Genomic DNA, 15,151 nt, shown 5'->3' on the forward strand with positions numbered 1-15,151 from the left:
TCTTCTCCTCCATCGGGCCGGGCGGTCTCCCGGCCCGGCTCCGCCATGCTCGGCCGGGGGGAGCGGGACGCGTAAGGCACCGATGGACGCGCGACCAGCCGGATGGATGTGCATGTCCGGATGGTCAGGCCCGCCGCTACGCCGCGGAGATCATCCCCTGCCGGATGGCGATCACCACGGCGGCGGTGCGGTTCGGCGCGCCGAGCTTGAGCATGACGCTGGTGACCAGCCGCTTGGCGCCGTGGTCGGAGATCGAGAGGCGGCGGGCGATCTGCTTGTTGCTCAGCCCCTCGGCCAGCAGCGCGAGCGTCTCGTTCTCGCGCGGCGTCAGCACCGCGGGCCGCACCGACCCGGACGGCACCGGCGAGCCCGCGCGGGCCAGCAGCTCCCGGCCCACCCGGGCCGGCATGGGCATCTCGCCGAGCATCATCCTGGACAGCGCCTCGCCGAGGTCCGGCGCGGTCAGGTCCTGCTGGATCAGGAACCCGTCGGCGGCGGACGCGCCGCCGAACGACGAACCGGACGCCTCCAGCTCGTCCAGCAGCATCAGCACCTTCGTCCGCGGCAGCGCGGCGGTGAGCTCGGACGCCGCCGCGCCCTCCGCGCTGGTCACCACGAGCACGTCCACGCCTCCCCCGGCGACGGCGGCCTCCACCGAACGCCGGTTCGTGCAGTGCCGGACGGTTCCGACGCTCGGCAACAGGTCCAGCACGGCCTCCAGGCCGCGCCCGACCACCACGTTGTCCACGTAGATCACGACGTTCAGGCAGTCGGTCGCGATGTTCTCGGTCATGTCTCCACGCTCTTTTCTCATGGCGGATCGTGCGCCCGTTCGTGCGGGGCCTCAGCCATCAAAAGCGACGCCGAACGTTCAGGCCAGGGAGTTGTCGTCTTCCAGCCACCCTTGGAGGAACGGGAACCCTTCCAGCGCGGCGACCACCGAGGCGCCGAGTCCGTCCAGGCCCGGCCGCCACGCGGCGAACGCGCCGGGGCGGCGGACGGACGGCTCGGCGGGCACCGCGGCGAACGTGCCGCCGGAGGCGGTGACCAGCACCCGGCCCGCCGCGCAGTCCCAGGCGTACGCGTCGGGCGTGACGGCCATGTCCGCCCGGCCGGTGGCGACGTAGGCGAGGGCGAGCGCCGCGGAGCCGATGCGGCGCACGTCGGCGGCGGCGAGCAGCTCGGTGAACAGGGCCAGCTCGCCCGGGTCGGGGACGGTCCCGGCCCTGGGCAGGTCCGTCAGCACCATCGGCACCGCCCGCGCCGGCGCCGGCGGGACGGCACGGCCGCCGCGCAGCAGCCGGCCCCCGGCGGCGGTGTACGTCTCGTCCCGCGCGGGCTCGTAGACGCACCCGCCGACCGGCTCCCCGCGCACGGTGACGCCGATGGACACGCAGAACAGCGGCAGGCCCCGCGAGAAGTTGTGCGTGCCGTCGATCGGGTCGACGTACCAGCGCACGTCCCTTCCGGGGCCGTCGCCGGACTCGCCGGCACCGCCCTCCTCCCCCACGACGACCGAGCCGGGGCAGGCCCCGGTCAGCTCCGCCCTGATCAGGGCCTCCGCCGCGGCGTCCGCCTCGGTGACCACGTCGTGCGCGTGCGTGCCCGCCTTGGCGCGGGCGGCCGCCATCGTCCCCGGACCGTCCAGCAGCGTCCGGCCGGCCCGCCGCGCCGCCCGCGCGGCCGCCCCGACCAGGGCCCATGCGTCGTCCTCGCGAATTCCCTGAAAGTCCATTCTCGACACATTATTGGGGCGCGGGACAATCCGGCCGCCCATTCGGGCATACCGCTTCGAGCGGGAAACTCGATTCCTCGCATCGTGGGCGGGAATCGACGAAATCTCGTTTCCCAGGTATGCCCGTCCAGGCAGTACACAAGCGCGGAAAGTCAGGGGTGACGCCGCCCCGGGAATGGTGGCGACAATCGCCGTTAATCGGCTCTCAGACGAGACGAGCAAGCGAGGCAAGGAGACCCCATGACGGGCTCGACCCTGACAACGTCCACCGACGAGCTGCGCACGTGGCTCATCCAGCGGATCGCCGAGTACCTGGAGAAGGACGCGGCCGAGATCGACACCGAGGCCACCTTCGAGGCGCAGGGACTGGACTCGATGGCCGCGCTGACGCTCTGCGACGACATCGAGGACCAGATGGGCCTCGTCGTGGAGCCCACCCTGGCCTGGGACCACCCCACGATCGACAAGCTGGCGGACTTCCTCATCAGGACCGCCGCCGAGACCGAGGCGTCCCGGTGACCGTCCCGCACTCCGGTGGAGGCGCCGGCCGATGAACCTCGGACAACGGCGCTGGCCTCCGGAACCCGCCGAGGAGGAGCTGAAGCTCCTCGCCGAGGTGGCGCGCTCCCGGATCTGGACGGACGGGCCGTGGACCGCCGAGGTCGAGCGCCGCATGGAGCGGCTGACCGGCGCCCCGCACGCGGTGGCGTTCAACAGCTGCACCTCGGCGCTGCACGCCGCGCTGCAGGCGATGGGCTGCGTGCGCGGCACCCGCGTGGCGCTCCCGGCGCTGACGTTCGCCGGGACCGCGACCGGGGCCGCGCACATCGGCGCGGAGATGACGTTCACCGACGTCGATCACGGAACCCTCGCCGTCACCGGCCGCCTGCCCGAGGCCGACATCGTCATCGCGGTCGACCTGCACGGGGTCCCGCACGGGCTGGACCGCGTCCGCGCGGACGGGCGGGCCGTGCTGACCGACGCGTGCCAGTCGATCGGGAGCGTCCTGGACGGCCGGCACGTCGGCGCGGCCGGGACGCACGCCTGGTCGTTCTCCTCGGCCAAGCTGATCGCCGCGCCGGACGGCGGCGCCGTCACCACCGGCGACGCCGGGATCGCGGAGCGGCTCAGGGAGCTGCGCGACTACGGCGTCCCGGCCGGGGAGTCGCGCTCGAACGCGGCCGTGGTCCGGGCCGGCGGGCACAACTGGCGCCCGTCCGAGCTGAGCATGGCCATGGTCGCGCACCGGCTGGACGGCCTGGACCGGTGGACGGCGCGGGCCCGCGCCGTCACCGCCCGCCTGCACGAGGCCATGGACGGTGCCGGCCTGTGGCGCCAGTCGGCCGGGGAGACGGCGCGGCCCGCCTGGCACAAGATCCGCTTCGGGGCGCCCGGTTGGGCCCCGGAGGAGGCGGCCCGGATGGAGCGGGCCCTCGCGCGGGCGGGGGTCGCGACGCACCGCTGGGGCCTGGTCCCCCTGAACCGCCATCCCGCCTTCGGCGGGGCCGGGCGGGCGGGGCCCCCGGTGGCGGAGGCCGCGGCGGCGGGCACCCTGTGCCTCGGCACCGAGGCCGCGCCGCCGATGACGTGGAACGACGATGAGGTAGAGCAGGTCTGCCGCATCCTGGAAACGATCATAGGAAGCTGAAATGGATACTCCTCTCGTTCGGGTCGGCATCATCGGTGTCGGGAACTGCGCCCGCGCCCTGCTGGAGGGCACGGCCTACTACCGCTCCTCGCCCGGCGCCACCGCCGGCCTGATGTTCCCCGAGGTCGGCCCGTACGGCGCCGGCGCCCTGGAACCCGTCGCCGCGTGGGACGTCGACGTCGAGAAGGTCGGCAAGGACCTGTGGACCGCCCGCGCGGCGGGGCAGAACCTGCCCGTCGGCATCGGCGGCGACCTGCTGCCGGTCGGCGCGGACGTGCGCGTGCTGCGCGCCCCGACGCTGGACGGCGCGGGCGTCAAGTACCGGGAGCGGATCACCGTCGCCGAGGACTCGGCCGGCGACCGCGCCGCGATCGTCGAGCAGGTCCGGGCCGCCAAGGTCGACGTCCTGCTCAACTACCTGCCCGTCGGCTCGCAGGAGGCGACCGAGTGGTGGGCCGGCGTCGCGCTGGAGGCGGGCGTCGGGTTCGTCAACAACGTGCCGGTGTTCATCGCGCGCCGGGACCACTGGCGCGACCGGTTCCGCGAGGCGGGCCTGCCGCTCATCGGCGACGACATCAAGTCGCAGCTCGGCGCCACCTACCTGCACCGGGTGCTGGTGCGGGCGTTCTCGGACCGGGGCATCACCCTGGACCGGACGTACCAGCTGAACGTCGGCGGCAACATGGACTTCTTCAACATGCTGGAGCGCGACCGCCTCGCCTCCAAGCGCGAGTCCAAGACCTCGGCGGTCACCGACGCCTACGACGGCGAGCTCGGCGAGGACGACGTCCACATCGGGCCGTCGGACTACGTGAGGTTCCTCGGCGACACCAAGAAGGCGTTCATCCGCTGCGAGGGCCGCGGCTTCGGCGGCGCGCCGATCGACATGGAGATCCAGCTCACCGTCCCGGACTCGCCGAACTCGGCGGGGGTCGTCATCGACGCCGCCCGGATCGCGCGGCTGGCCATGGACCGCGGTGACACCGCCGTCGACGAGTGGGTGTCGGCGTGGCTGTTCAAGGCGCCGCCGCGCGCGGTCGCCCAGGAGTCCGACCAGGTCGCCCGCGAGCGCCTCGTCCGCTGGATGGCCGGCGAGACCGGCCGGTGACGGCACGGTGACCACCGGGCCGGGCCGGGCCGCGCGAGCGGCCCGGCCCTTCCCGTCCCCGGCCGAGGACGGGTCCGAGACGGGCGACGCGAGAAGGGTGACGCCGATGGACAGGACCACCACGATCACCGCCGGCCTGGACGGGGCGCCGCGGCTGGTGTTCGTCTTCCCGGGGCAGGGCGCCCAGTGGGTCGGCATGGGCCGGGGGCTGCTGGAGTCGGTCCCGGTGTTCGCCGCCGCGCTGGAGGAGTGCGCCGCCGCGGTGGAGGCGGAGCTGGGCTGGTCGCCGCGCCGGCGGCTGGAGAGCGACGAGCCGCTGACGGCGGTGTCGGAGATCCAGCCGACGCTCTGGGCGTTCCAGGTGGCGCTCGCCGCGGTCTGGCTGGACTGGGGCGTCGAGCCGGACCTCATCATCGGGCACAGCATGGGCGAGATCGCCGCCGCCACCGCCGCGGGCGCCCTGCCGGTCCGGGACGCGGCCGCGGTCGTGTGCCGCCGCGGCGTCCTGCTCCAGGAGCTCGGCGCGGCGGGCGCGATGTGGGCGGTGGGCCTCGGCGAGAAGGAGGCCGAGGAGGCGATCGGGGAGCACGCGGACCTCGTGTGCGCCGGGGTGCTCAACAGCGACCGCTTCACCGTCCTGTCGGGCGACCCGGAGGCCATCGCGCGGATCGTCGAGCCGCTGCGGGAGCGCGGCGTGTTCTGCCGCCGCGTGGCGGTCGGGTACGCCTCGCACGGGCCGCAGGTCGAGCCGATCCGCGACGGGCTGCGCGAGGCGCTCGCCGGGGTGCGGGCGCAGGCGCCCGCGATCCCGCTGCACTCCACGGTCTGGGACCGCCCGGTCGCCGGGCCGGAGCTGGACGGCGGGTACTGGATGGAGAACGTGCGGCGCCCCGTGCGGTTCGCGGCCGCGGTCCGGTCCGTGCTGTCGGGCGGCGGGCCGGCGCTGTTCGTCGAGATCAGCCCGCACCCGCTGCTGGTCTCGGCGGTGGGGGACGCCATCGAGGCCGCGGGCGCGGCGGCCGGGACGGTCGCGTCCCTGGTGCGCCGGCAGCCGGAGGCGGAGACCCTGCTGGCGGCGCTCGGCGCCGTCTACGCCGCGGGCCGCACGCCCGACTGGGCGCGGGTGCGGGCGGCCGGGCGGCGCGTCCCGCTGCCCGCCCAGCCCTGGCAGCGCCGCCGGTTCTGGGTGGACCTGGGATGAGCCGGCCCGGCCGGTGAACCCCGCGCGAACGGACGGCCCCCGCCCCTTCCCGGTGAGACCGGAAGGGGCGGGGGCCGTCGCGGTGCGGCCGGGTCAGCCGAGCGCGGGCACGCCGCCCGTGTTCTCGGTGACGGCCCGGCGCAGCTCGCCGGAGCGGACGGCGTCCCGGACGCGCCGGATGTCGTCCTGGAGGGGACGGTCGCCGTCCAGGAACGGCGAGATCTTGCGGACGAGGGTGTGGGCGGCGGCGGTCGCGGAGCTCAGGTGCTCCAGCCCCCGCAGGTCGGCGGCCTGGCACAGCGCGATCAGGTGGATCGCGGCGACCTCCTGCGCCAGCTCCACGACCGACCGCGCGTCCCGCGCGGCGATCGTGCCCATGCTCACCTTGTCCTGGTTGTGGGCCTCGGTGGAGCGGGAGAAGGACGTCGCGGGCATCGTCCACCGCTGGGCCTCCGCCACCAGCGACGAGGCGCTGATCTGCATCCCCTTGAAGCCGTGGTGCAGGCCCGCGTCCCAGCTCCCGGCCTCGTAGCGGGGGATGAGGTTGGGCGTCAGGCCGTTGTTGAACTTCTCGTCGACGACCAGCTCCAGCTGGCGGTCGAGCAGGTCGGCGACGCTGGCCACCGCGATCTTCAGCGAGTCCATCGTCTGGCCGACGTGCCCGCCGTAGAAGTTGCCGCCGTTCAGGACCGTCCCGTCGGGGTGGAACAGCGGGTTGTCGTTGGAGGAGTTGACCTCGATCTCCAGCATCTGCTCGGCCCAGATGAGGGTGTCGCGCAGCGCGCCCACCACGTGCGGCGCGCAGCGGATCGAGTAGCGGTCCTGGATGGGCCGTTCGAGCTGGCGGTAGCCGTCGCCGGTCCACGTCTCGTCGGCGCCCGGCCCGCCGCCGGCGTCGCCGCCGGCCAGCAGCCCCCGGATCGTGCGGGCGCTCGCGAGGACGCCCTCGTGCGGCTTCTGCTGGAACAGGAAGTCGTCGAAGTGCGCCGGGTTGCCGAGCAGCACCTGGCTCGCCATCGCCGTGCACAGCTCGGCCGTGTAGGCGAGCTCGCCGGCGTCATGGGCGGCGAGGACGGCGAACCCCGACATGAACGACGTGCCGTTGACCAGCGCCAGTCCCTCCTTGGCCTCCAGCTCGACCGGGACGAGCCCGGCGCCCGCGAGGGCGGCGGCGGCCGTGCGCCGCTCGCCGCCGTGCAGGACGTCCCCCTCGCCGGTCAGCATCCGGGCCACGTAGCTGAGCGGGACGAGGTCGCCGCTGGCGCCGACCGACCCGCGCTCCGGGATGAGCGGCAGGATGTCGCGGTTGAGGCAGTCCAGCAGCAGCTCCACGACGCGCGGCCGGATCGCGGAGTAGCCCCGGGCGAGGCAGTTGGCGCGGACCAGCAGCGTCGCGCGCAGCACGTCCGGCTCGGCCGCCGCCCCGGTGCCGCAGTTCAGGAAGCGCAGCAGGTTCTCCTGCAGCGCGGCGCTCTTGTCCCCGTGGATCTGGCGGGTGTTGCTGTCGCCGAAGCCCGCGGTCACCCCGTAGATCGGCAGTCCCGCCGCGATGAGGCCGGCCTTGGCCCGCGTGGTGGCGTCCATCCGCGCCACGGCCTCGGCGGCCAGGCCGACGCGCGGGCGGTGCGGCGCCCTGGCGACCGTCACGGTCTCCGCCAGGGTCAGCCGATGTCCGTCGATCGGCAGCACCGGGGGTTCATGCGATGAGGAAAACGCCGCGGAGAGCTTGTCCGCCATTGCAAACTCCATTCTCGTTCAGGCGTCCGGTACCGGAATTCTGTGCAGTGGCCCCGGTACCGGATAATCCCTATGCCGCCGCGCTCACGCGCTGCCTTTATGGGCATGCCTGGCCTTTACCGGCATGTCCGGCTCAGTCGGCGTGGTCGGCGGGCAGGATCACCTCGGGCGGCGGCGGGTCCCGGTAGAGGAGATCGACCTGGGCGGACCGGTTCCGCAGCACCTCCAGCTGGCTCACCGAGCCCTTGTCGGTCAGCTCCCCGGCGTCGCGGTCCGGCGGCTCGGCGAGCAGCAGCATCCGCTCGATCCGCCGCGAGGACCGCTGCCCGGCGTTGAACCTGGCCAGCGCCTCGGCCAGGGCCCGGCGCAGCGCCGCGGGGTCGCCGCCGCGCCGCGTCCAGGCGAGCGCGCCCGCGTGCGCCCGCCCCGACCCGGTGATCACGACCTCGGCGAGCTGGTCGGCGGACGCCAGCAGCGCCGCCCGCAGCGCCCCGACCCGCACCCACGTCCCGGTGGTCAGCTTGAAGTCCTCGGTGATGCGGCCCTGGAACACCAGGCCGCGGCCCGGGTCGCCGTCGTCGGCGGGCAGGCCGGCGTCACCCGTCCGGTAGAAGCCCTCCTCGTCGAACGCCTCGGCGGTGCGGTCCGGGTCGTCCAGGTAGCCGGTCATCACCGTGGGCCCGGCGGCCCGCATCTCCAGCCGCCCGTCGACCGGTGCCAGCTTGAGCCGGATCCCCGGCAGGGGCACGCCGATCGCGCCCGGCACGTCGGTGTCCAGATGGGCGGAGGTCACCGCCGACGCCGTCTCCGTCAGGCCCCACGAGGAGGTGAAGCGGACCTTCCCCGGCGAGAACCGCTCAGCCAGCCTCAGCATCCGCTCCCGCAGCTCGGCGGGCAGCGGGGCGCCCGCGCTGAACAGCAGGCCCAGCCGGGCGAAGAAGGTCTTGGCGAGCACCGAGTCGCACTCCAGCGCCTCGGCCAGCAGCGCGAAGCCGGCGGGCACGTTGAAGTAGACGTTCGGCGAGAACTCGGCGAGGTTGCGCAGGCTGCGCGGCAGCAGCTCGGGGGTCGGCCCGCCGTCGTCGATGGCGAGGGTGCCACCGTGCGTCAGGACCATGTGCAGGTTGTGGTTGCCGCCGAAGGTGTGGCTCCACGGCAGCCAGTCGACGAGGGTCAGCCGGGTCTCGGCGAGGAACGGCCACACCTGCCGCATCATCTGCTGGACGGCGCACAGCATCCGGTGGGTGTTCGGGACGGCCTTCGGGCGTCCGGTCGAGCCGCTCGTGAAGAAGATCTTGGCGACGGAGTCCGGGGCGACCGCGGCCCGGGCCGCGGCGAGCCGCTCCCCCGGCGCGGTGCGCAGCAGCCCGTCGAGGGGCTCCCCGCCGCCCTCCCGGCCGACGAGGGTGCGCGGCGCCAGCCCGGCCAGCGCCGCCAGCGCCGCGCCGTACTCCCGGCCGTCCTCGGCGTAGACGGCGCCGGGCCGGGCGATGCCGGTGACCGTGCGCAGCCGCTCGTGCCCGCCGCTCAGCGAGTACGCGGTGCTGAGCGAGACCACCGGGATCCCGGCGAGGTACCCGGCGAGCGTGAGCCGCAGGTGCCGCAGCGAGTTGCCCGACAGCACCATGAGCGGGCGGTCCGGGCCGAGGCCGCGCTCCAGCAGGGCCTCCCCGAGCGCCTCGGCGTCCGCCAGGGCCGCGCCATAGGTCAGCTCGTCCCATCCGCCGCTGCGCCGCTCGGCGGCCAGGACGGCGCCCGGCCGCTCCGCCGCCCACCGCAGCAAGGGCCGCGCGAGGTCGGCGTCATAGGGCTCCAGCGGCACCCGCGAGGACAGCAGCACCGTCCCGTCGGGGCGCCGGGCGGCGCTGATCCTCGGCTCCGCGAACACCCGCCCACTCGAATTCACCATGCGACTCGAATCCCATTCATCAAAGGCACTACCTGCCGGGACGACTTCGCCCCCGCACACTAGACGCGGCGGCCCGCCCGCGGACTGCCGATTCGGCCGCTCTTTCGCCGGTGCACCTCCATGTCCGGGCGGGGCCTCGGCCATACCTGGGCGGGCATGGCCATGCGCGCAGCGCGTTAAGGCGCGCGAACGGTCATTGAGCCGTTCGCCGGGGCACGAAATCCTCCCTTCGAGGTGAGCCAAATTGGAAAAATCCGCCGTTTCCCACGACCGTCCCCATGCACGGGGGCCGGCCGGTGATCCCCGGCCGCGGGTCGCCGTCACCGGGCTGGGCGTCATCTCCAGCATCGGGATCGGCCGCGACGACTTCCTGACGGCCCTGCGCGCGGGCGCCTGCGGCGCGTCGCCGATCAGCGGCTTCGACACGACGGGCTTCCGGTACGCCCGCGCCTACGAGGTCCCCGGGTTCGACCCCGAGACCCGCCTGCGGCGGATCGAGCCGGGCCGCTTCGGGAAGGTCGGCGCCCAGGCGGCGGCCGCCGCGCGGATGGCGATGCGCGACGCGGGCCTCGACCCCGCGGAGGTCCGGGACGAGCCCGGCGTCATCGCCGTCGGCACGACCTGCGGCGAGTCGCTCGACGTGGACGCGCTGGCCGCCGCCGAGGTCGCCGGCGGCCCCCGCGGGCTGCCGGCGCCGCGGGCCCGGCGGGTGCACCCCGGCCGCCTGCCCGTCGCGGTGGCCGTCGAGCTCGGCCTCACCGACGTGGAGGCCGTCACGATCCCGACGGTGTGCGCCGCGGGCAACTACGCGGTCGGCCACGCGCTGGACGCCCTGCGCGGCGGCGAGGCCGAGTTCGCGATCTGCGGCGGGGCCGACTCGGTGAGCCGGATGGCCTTCGCCGGGTTCTACCGGCTGCGGGCGTGGGCCTCGGAGCGGTGCAGCCCCTTCGACCTCGACCGGAACGGGTTCATGTTCGGCGAGGGAGCCGGGATGCTCGTCCTGGAGACCCTCGACCACGCGCGCCGGCGCGGCGCGACCGTCCTGGCCGAGGTCGCCGGGTTCGGGCTCAACTGCGACGCCGAGCACCCCACGAGACCGCTGCGCGAGCGCGTCGCCGCGTGCCTGTCGGGCGCGCTGCGCGACGCCGGCGCCGCGCCGTCGGAGGTGGACGTCGTCTTCGCGCACGGCACCGGCACGAAGATCAACGACGCGATGGAGTCGGCCGTGTTCGCGGACGTGTTCGGCGACGCGCCGCCGCCCGTCACGGCGCTCAAATCCATGATCGGCCACACGCAGGGCGCGGCCGGCGCGCACGCGTGCATCGCCGCGGTGCTCGGCATGGAGCACGGGTTCATCCCGCCCACCGTCAACTTCTCCACGCCCGACCCCGAGTGCCCCGTGGACTGCGTGACGGGCGCGCCACGCCCCGCCCGGGTCCGCACGGCCGTGGTCAACTCGCTCGGCGTCGGCGGCAACAACGCCGCGGTCGTGCTGCGCCACGCCGGCGCCCTCGCGGACGGGCCGGCCACCGGACGCGAACCGTCCACCGGACGACACACCGCCACGGCAGAGGGGGCCGCGTGAACACCGTCATCTCGGCGATGGCGCTGATGTCGCCCGCGGGCGTCGGCGCAGGCCCGTTCGGCGAGGCGATCCGCGCGGGCGTGCCGCTTCCCGGCGGCGCGGTCGAGGACTTCCGCACCGAGGCCCCCGACCCGTCCGCGCGTCCCGTCCGGCTGGTCGACCGCCCCTCCGCGATGGCGATCGCCGCGATCGGGGAGCTGCTCGGCCCGGACGTCCTCGCCGGATGGCCGCCGCACCGCCGGGCGCTCGTGCTCGGCAGCGGCGCGGCCGGGATCGACCAGTCGATGACGCTCACCCGGGACTCGCTGACCCGCCCCCGGCCCGACAACGTCAACCCGGCGCTCGTCCCGGCGTGCGTGATGAACTACGCCAGCGCTCAGGCCGCGATGGCGTTCGACCTGCGGGGACCGAACGCGACCGTCACGGCGGGCGCCGCGACCGGCCTCGCCGCGCTGCGGTACGCGCGGCGGCTGCTCGCCTCCGGCCGGGCCGACGCCGTGGTGTGCGGCGCCTACGAGGACCTGAACGACCGGCGCGCGGCGATCGCCGAGGCCGCCGGGCGCGAGGCCCGCCCCGCCGAGGGGTGCGGCGTGTTCCTCGTCGAGCCCGCGGACCGGGCGCGGTCCCACGGCCGGCCGGTGCTCGCCGAGGTCCTCGCGCTGGAGAGCCGCGTCTTCGACGAGCCCTGCCACGCCCCCGCCGTGCTGGCCGCCGCCGTGCGCAGAGCGCTGCGCACCGGCGGCGCCGCCCCCGAGAACGTCGGCCTCCTCGTGCCCTCCGGGCAGGAGGACGCCGGCCTGCGCCTTCCGGCGCACACCCGCGTCCTGCGGCCCTCGGAGATCGTCGGCGACGCCTTCGGCGCCGCCGCCGCGCTCCAGGTCGCCGCCGCGATCGCGGTCCGCGACGCAAGCCGAGAGCGAGCCTCCCTTGACCCCGCCGGTGGTCTCGCACTGATCACCACCATCGACACCGACGGGCACGCCGCGTGCTGCTTGCTGCGGACCGGCGGCCGAGGAGGACCAGGAACATGACGGACATCGCCATCGTCGGCATCGACTGCCGCTTCCCCAAGGCGCCCGACCCGGGCGCCCTGTGGGAGCTGCTGATGCGCGGCGACGAGGGGATCGCCGAGGTGCCCAAGTCCCGCTGGAACGCCGACGTCTACTACGACCCGGACGGCGGCCTCGGCAAGACCAACACCCGCTACGCCGGTTTCGTCGACGACGCCGACGCCTTCGACCACGAGTTCTTCGGCTTCTCCAAGGAGGAGGCCGAGGTCGCCGACCCGCAGGTGCGGCTGCTGCTCCAGACCGCGTGGCGGGCCCTGGAGGACGCGACGATCGACCCGCGCTCGCTGGCGGGCAGCGGGACCGGCGTCTACGTCGGGATCATGGGCTCGGAGTGGATGAGCCTGCTGATGACCAACTTCACCAGCATCACCGGCCACGTCGGCTCCGGGAACGGCTACGCGATGGCCGCCAACCGCATCTCCTACCAGCTCGACCTGCGGGGCCCGAGCATGGCCGTCGACACGGCGTGCTCGTCCTCCCTGGTCGCGACCGAGGAGGCCTGCCAGGCGCTGCGGGCCGGGGTCTGCGACCAGGCGCTGGTCGGGTCGGTGAACATGTTCATCACCCCGTCGTCCAGCATCTACTTCGCGCAGGCCAAGGTGGCCTCCCCCGACGGCCGCTGCAAGCCGTTCAGTTCCAAGGCCGACGGCTTCGGCCGCGCCGAGGGCGTCGCCGTCCTCGTGCTGCGCCGCCTGGACGACGCCCTCGCCGACGGCCTGCCCGTCTACGCGGTCATCAAGGGCGGCGCGGTCAACCACGGCGGCCGCAGCACGACGGTCACCGCACCGAACCCGCACGCCCAGCAGGCCGTCATGGTCGAGGCCTACAAGCGCGCGGGGGTCCGCCCGCAGGACATCGCCTACGTGGAGACGCACGGCACGGGCACGCTGCTGGGCGACCGGCTGGAGGCCCGCGCCCTCGGCAAGGTGCACGGCGTCCCCCGGGAGCGGCCGTGCGCGATCGGGTCCGTCAAGGGCAACATCGGGCACGCCGAGGGGGCGGCGGGCATGGCCGGGCTGATCAAGACCGCGCTGGCCCTGCACCACCGCGTCGTCCCGCTGAGCCGCTTCTCCGACAGCGAGAACCCGCGGCTGAAGCTCGCGGCGAACGGGCTCCGGCTCGTCAAGGAGCCGATGCCGCTGCCGGACGGCGAGGTCCTCGCCGGGGTCAGCGGCTTCGGCCTCGGCGGCACCAACGCGCACATCGTGCTCGCCACCGCCCCGGAGGCCGCCGGGAGGCCGGACACCGCGCCCTCCGGCGCCGCGCGCGGCGGGGTCCTGACGGTGTCGGCGCGCGACGTCGAGGGCCTGCGCGGCGCGGCCCGCCGGCTGGCCGAGGACGTCGCGGCCGCGCCCGCCGGACGGCTCGCGCAGCTGAGCTGGACGTCCAACAAGGTCAAGGCGTCGGGGCCGGTCCGGCTGGCGGTCCCGGCGTCCGACCGGACGGACGCCGTGGAGGCGCTGCTGGAGGCCGCCGGGGACGACAGCCGGCTCGCCGCCCTGTCCGGGCGTGCCGGAACGCGGCCGAAGACGGGATGGGTGATCTCGGGCGTCTCCGCATGGCGCACCGGCGCGGCGCGGTGGCACGAAGGGGTCCCGGCCTACCGGCGCGCGCTCGGCGCCGCGGACGCGGCGCTGCGGCCCCTCCTCGGCTGGTCCGTGCGGGACGTCATGCTGTCCGGCGCGGAGCCGCCCGCCGCCGAGCCGGTCGCCTTCGCCGTCGCCTACGCCGCCGGGCGGACGCTGGCCGACGTGGGGGTCAAGCCCGCGTGGACGGTCGGCGAGGGGGCCGGCGAGTACGCCGCGGCGGTGCTGGCCGGCGTGTTCGGCCTGGAGGACGCGTGCCGGCTGGTCGCCGCGTACGGCGCGTCCGAGCCGGCGGCCGCCGCGGACCTCGCCTGCCGGCCGCCCTCGGTCCCGCTCTACTCGGCCCGCCGCGGCGGGCGGCTCGACGACGAGGCGCTGGACGCCGCGTACTGGACGGAACGTCCCGGCGACGGCCCGCGGTTCGACGAGGCGCTGCGGGCGGCCGTGGAGTCGGAACCGGTCCGGCTGATCGAGGTCATGGGCGAGCGCACGGACGGCCTGCGCCTGCTGCCCGGCGAGAACGGCGGCGACGCGCTGGCCGGGATCGTCGCGGCGCTCTACCGGGACGGCCTGAACCCCGACTGGGACGAGCTCTACGAGCCGGGCGAGCGGGTCAGGCACCGCCTCACCCCCTACGCGTTCGCCGCCACCGGGCGCTTCTGGTGGAACCGGCCGCTCGACGGGGGCGGGGACCTCGCCGCCTCCGTGGCCGAGCCGACCGGACCGATTCCCGCCGGAGGACACTCATGACCCGTTCCGTACTCGTCACCGGCGGGAACCGCGGCCTCGGCCTGGCGATCGCCCGCGCGTTCGCCGCCGCCGGCGACGCGGTCGCGGTGACCCACCGCGGCTCCGGCGCCCCGGACGGGCTGCTCGGCGTCAAGTGCGACGTCACCGACTCCGGCCAGGTCGCCCGGGCGTTCGAGGAGATCAAGGAGGCGCACGGGCCGGTCGAGGTCCTGGTCTCCAACGCGGGGATCACCGACGACGCGCTGCTGCTGCGGATGCGGGAGGAATCGTTCACCCGCGTGATCGACACCAATCTCACCGGGGCGTACCGGGTGGCCAGGGCCGCGGTCTCGGACATGATCCGCGCACGGCACGGACGGATGATCTTCATTTCCTCGGTGGCCGGCACCAAGGGCGTCCCCGGCCAGGCCAACTACGCCGCCAGCAAGGCGGGCCTGATCGGGCTCGCCCGGGCCCTGGCCCGCGAGCTGGCGGCCCGCGGCGTCACCTCGAACGTGATCGCGCCCGGGCTGCTGGACACCGACATGACCAGCGAGCTCACCGACCGCTACAAGCAGCAGATCCTCGACGAGGTCCCGCTCGGGCGCACCGCCACGCTCGACGAGATCGCGGCCGCCGCGGTCTGGCTCGCCTCCGCGGGCGCCGCGTCGGTGACCGGCCAGGTGATCACCATCGACGGGGGAGGCAGCCTGGGGCACTGACACCCGCGGGACAGATCGGGCGGGGCCGTAGAAACCGGATACGGCCCCGCCGAGGGCGGGGCACCGCCCGCCGGGACACGTCGGCCTCCACGACACTGACAGTTGGTTGACAGTCCAACGA

The 15,151-nt window shown here is 74.9% G+C and carries 12 protein-coding genes; 8 read left to right on the forward strand and 4 right to left on the reverse strand.

Annotated elements, in window-relative coordinates:
* Positions 1-136: 136 nt before the first annotated feature.
* Positions 137-793, reverse strand: a complete 657-nt coding sequence (locus tag AB0C84_RS30890; RefSeq protein ID WP_361073438.1) for a response regulator transcription factor — start codon at positions 791-793, stop codon at positions 137-139.
* A 78-nt stretch (positions 794-871) separates the two neighbouring features.
* Positions 872-1,735: an inositol monophosphatase gene (locus tag AB0C84_RS30895; protein WP_361073441.1), complete on the reverse strand. Its 864-nt coding sequence runs from the start codon at positions 1,733-1,735 to the stop codon at positions 872-874.
* A 240-nt stretch (positions 1,736-1,975) separates the two neighbouring features.
* Between AB0C84_RS30895 and AB0C84_RS30900 the strand changes: the two genes are divergently transcribed.
* From AB0C84_RS30900 to AB0C84_RS30915, 4 genes are all read left to right on the forward strand, one after another.
* A complete protein-coding gene (locus AB0C84_RS30900; RefSeq protein ID WP_179847597.1) occupies positions 1,976-2,254 on the forward strand; it encodes an acyl carrier protein in 279 nt (92 codons plus the stop codon).
* Positions 2,255-2,285: 31 nt separating this feature from the next.
* Positions 2,286-3,383 carry a DegT/DnrJ/EryC1/StrS family aminotransferase gene (locus AB0C84_RS30905; RefSeq protein ID WP_361073444.1) on the forward strand — a complete coding sequence of 366 codons (1,098 nt, stop codon included), beginning with the start codon at positions 2,286-2,288 and terminating at the stop codon, positions 3,381-3,383.
* Between the two features lies 1 nt (position 3,384).
* A complete protein-coding gene (locus AB0C84_RS30910) occupies positions 3,385-4,491 on the forward strand; it encodes an inositol-3-phosphate synthase (RefSeq protein ID WP_361073447.1) in 1,107 nt (368 codons plus the stop codon).
* 106 nt (positions 4,492-4,597) lie between these two features.
* Positions 4,598-5,692 carry an acyltransferase domain-containing protein gene (locus tag AB0C84_RS30915; RefSeq protein ID WP_361073450.1) on the forward strand — a complete coding sequence of 365 codons (1,095 nt, stop codon included), beginning with the start codon at positions 4,598-4,600 and terminating at the stop codon, positions 5,690-5,692.
* A gap of 93 nt (positions 5,693-5,785) precedes the next feature.
* Here AB0C84_RS30915 and AB0C84_RS30920 read toward each other — a convergent pair whose 3' ends face one another.
* Positions 5,786-7,381, reverse strand: coding sequence for an aromatic amino acid ammonia-lyase (locus AB0C84_RS30920; protein ID WP_361073453.1), 1,596 nt, complete (start codon positions 7,379-7,381; stop codon positions 5,786-5,788).
* A 181-nt stretch (positions 7,382-7,562) separates the two neighbouring features.
* Entirely contained in the window at positions 7,563-9,338 is a 1,776-nt protein-coding gene (locus tag AB0C84_RS30925; protein WP_179847592.1) for an AMP-binding protein, read from the reverse strand.
* A gap of 244 nt (positions 9,339-9,582) precedes the next feature.
* Between AB0C84_RS30925 and AB0C84_RS30930 the strand changes: the two genes are divergently transcribed.
* Genes AB0C84_RS30930 through fabG form a run of 4 tightly spaced genes read left to right on the forward strand, consistent with a single transcriptional unit; the run spans position 9,583 to position 15,030 of the window.
* Positions 9,583-10,923: a beta-ketoacyl-[acyl-carrier-protein] synthase family protein gene (locus AB0C84_RS30930; protein WP_361073456.1), complete on the forward strand. Its 1,341-nt coding sequence runs from the start codon at positions 9,583-9,585 to the stop codon at positions 10,921-10,923.
* Positions 10,920-11,954 (forward strand): beta-ketoacyl synthase N-terminal-like domain-containing protein, encoded by a 1,035-nt coding sequence (locus AB0C84_RS30935; protein ID WP_361073457.1) that lies wholly within the window; start codon positions 10,920-10,922, stop codon positions 11,952-11,954. Before AB0C84_RS30930 ends, AB0C84_RS30935 begins: the two co-directional genes overlap by 4 nt.
* Entirely contained in the window at positions 11,951-14,329 is a 2,379-nt protein-coding gene (locus AB0C84_RS30940) for a type I polyketide synthase (RefSeq protein WP_361073459.1), read from the forward strand. Before AB0C84_RS30935 ends, AB0C84_RS30940 begins: the two co-directional genes overlap by 4 nt.
* Complete coding sequence (gene fabG / locus AB0C84_RS30945; protein WP_258942270.1) at positions 14,326-15,030, forward strand: 3-oxoacyl-ACP reductase FabG; 705 nt, start codon at positions 14,326-14,328, stop codon at positions 15,028-15,030. Before AB0C84_RS30940 ends, fabG begins: the two co-directional genes overlap by 4 nt.
* The last annotated feature ends 121 nt before the right edge of the window (positions 15,031-15,151 follow it).

This window comes from Actinomadura sp. NPDC048955, from assembly GCF_040649435.1.
In the GTDB taxonomy this organism is placed as follows: domain Bacteria; phylum Actinomycetota; class Actinomycetes; order Streptosporangiales; family Streptosporangiaceae; genus Spirillospora; species Spirillospora luteofluorescens.

Coding starts and splice junctions, on each gene's coding strand:
- AB0C84_RS30895 (WP_361073441.1), bottom strand. CDS start 1,735: ATGGACTTTCAGGGAATTCGCGAGGACGACGCATGGGCCCTGGTCGGG.
- AB0C84_RS30925 (WP_179847592.1), bottom strand. CDS start 9,338: ATGGTGAATTCGAGTGGGCGGGTGTTCGCGGAGCCGAGGATCAGCGCC.
- AB0C84_RS30940 (WP_361073459.1), top strand. CDS start 11,951: ATGACGGACATCGCCATCGTCGGCATCGACTGCCGCTTCCCCAAGGCG.
- AB0C84_RS30905 (WP_361073444.1), top strand. CDS start 2,286: ATGAACCTCGGACAACGGCGCTGGCCTCCGGAACCCGCCGAGGAGGAG.
- AB0C84_RS30915 (WP_361073450.1), top strand. CDS start 4,598: ATGGACAGGACCACCACGATCACCGCCGGCCTGGACGGGGCGCCGCGG.
- AB0C84_RS30910 (WP_361073447.1), top strand. CDS start 3,385: ATGGATACTCCTCTCGTTCGGGTCGGCATCATCGGTGTCGGGAACTGC.
- AB0C84_RS30890 (WP_361073438.1), bottom strand. CDS start 793: ATGACCGAGAACATCGCGACCGACTGCCTGAACGTCGTGATCTACGTG.
- AB0C84_RS30900 (WP_179847597.1), top strand. CDS start 1,976: ATGACGGGCTCGACCCTGACAACGTCCACCGACGAGCTGCGCACGTGG.
- fabG (WP_258942270.1), top strand. CDS start 14,326: ATGACCCGTTCCGTACTCGTCACCGGCGGGAACCGCGGCCTCGGCCTG.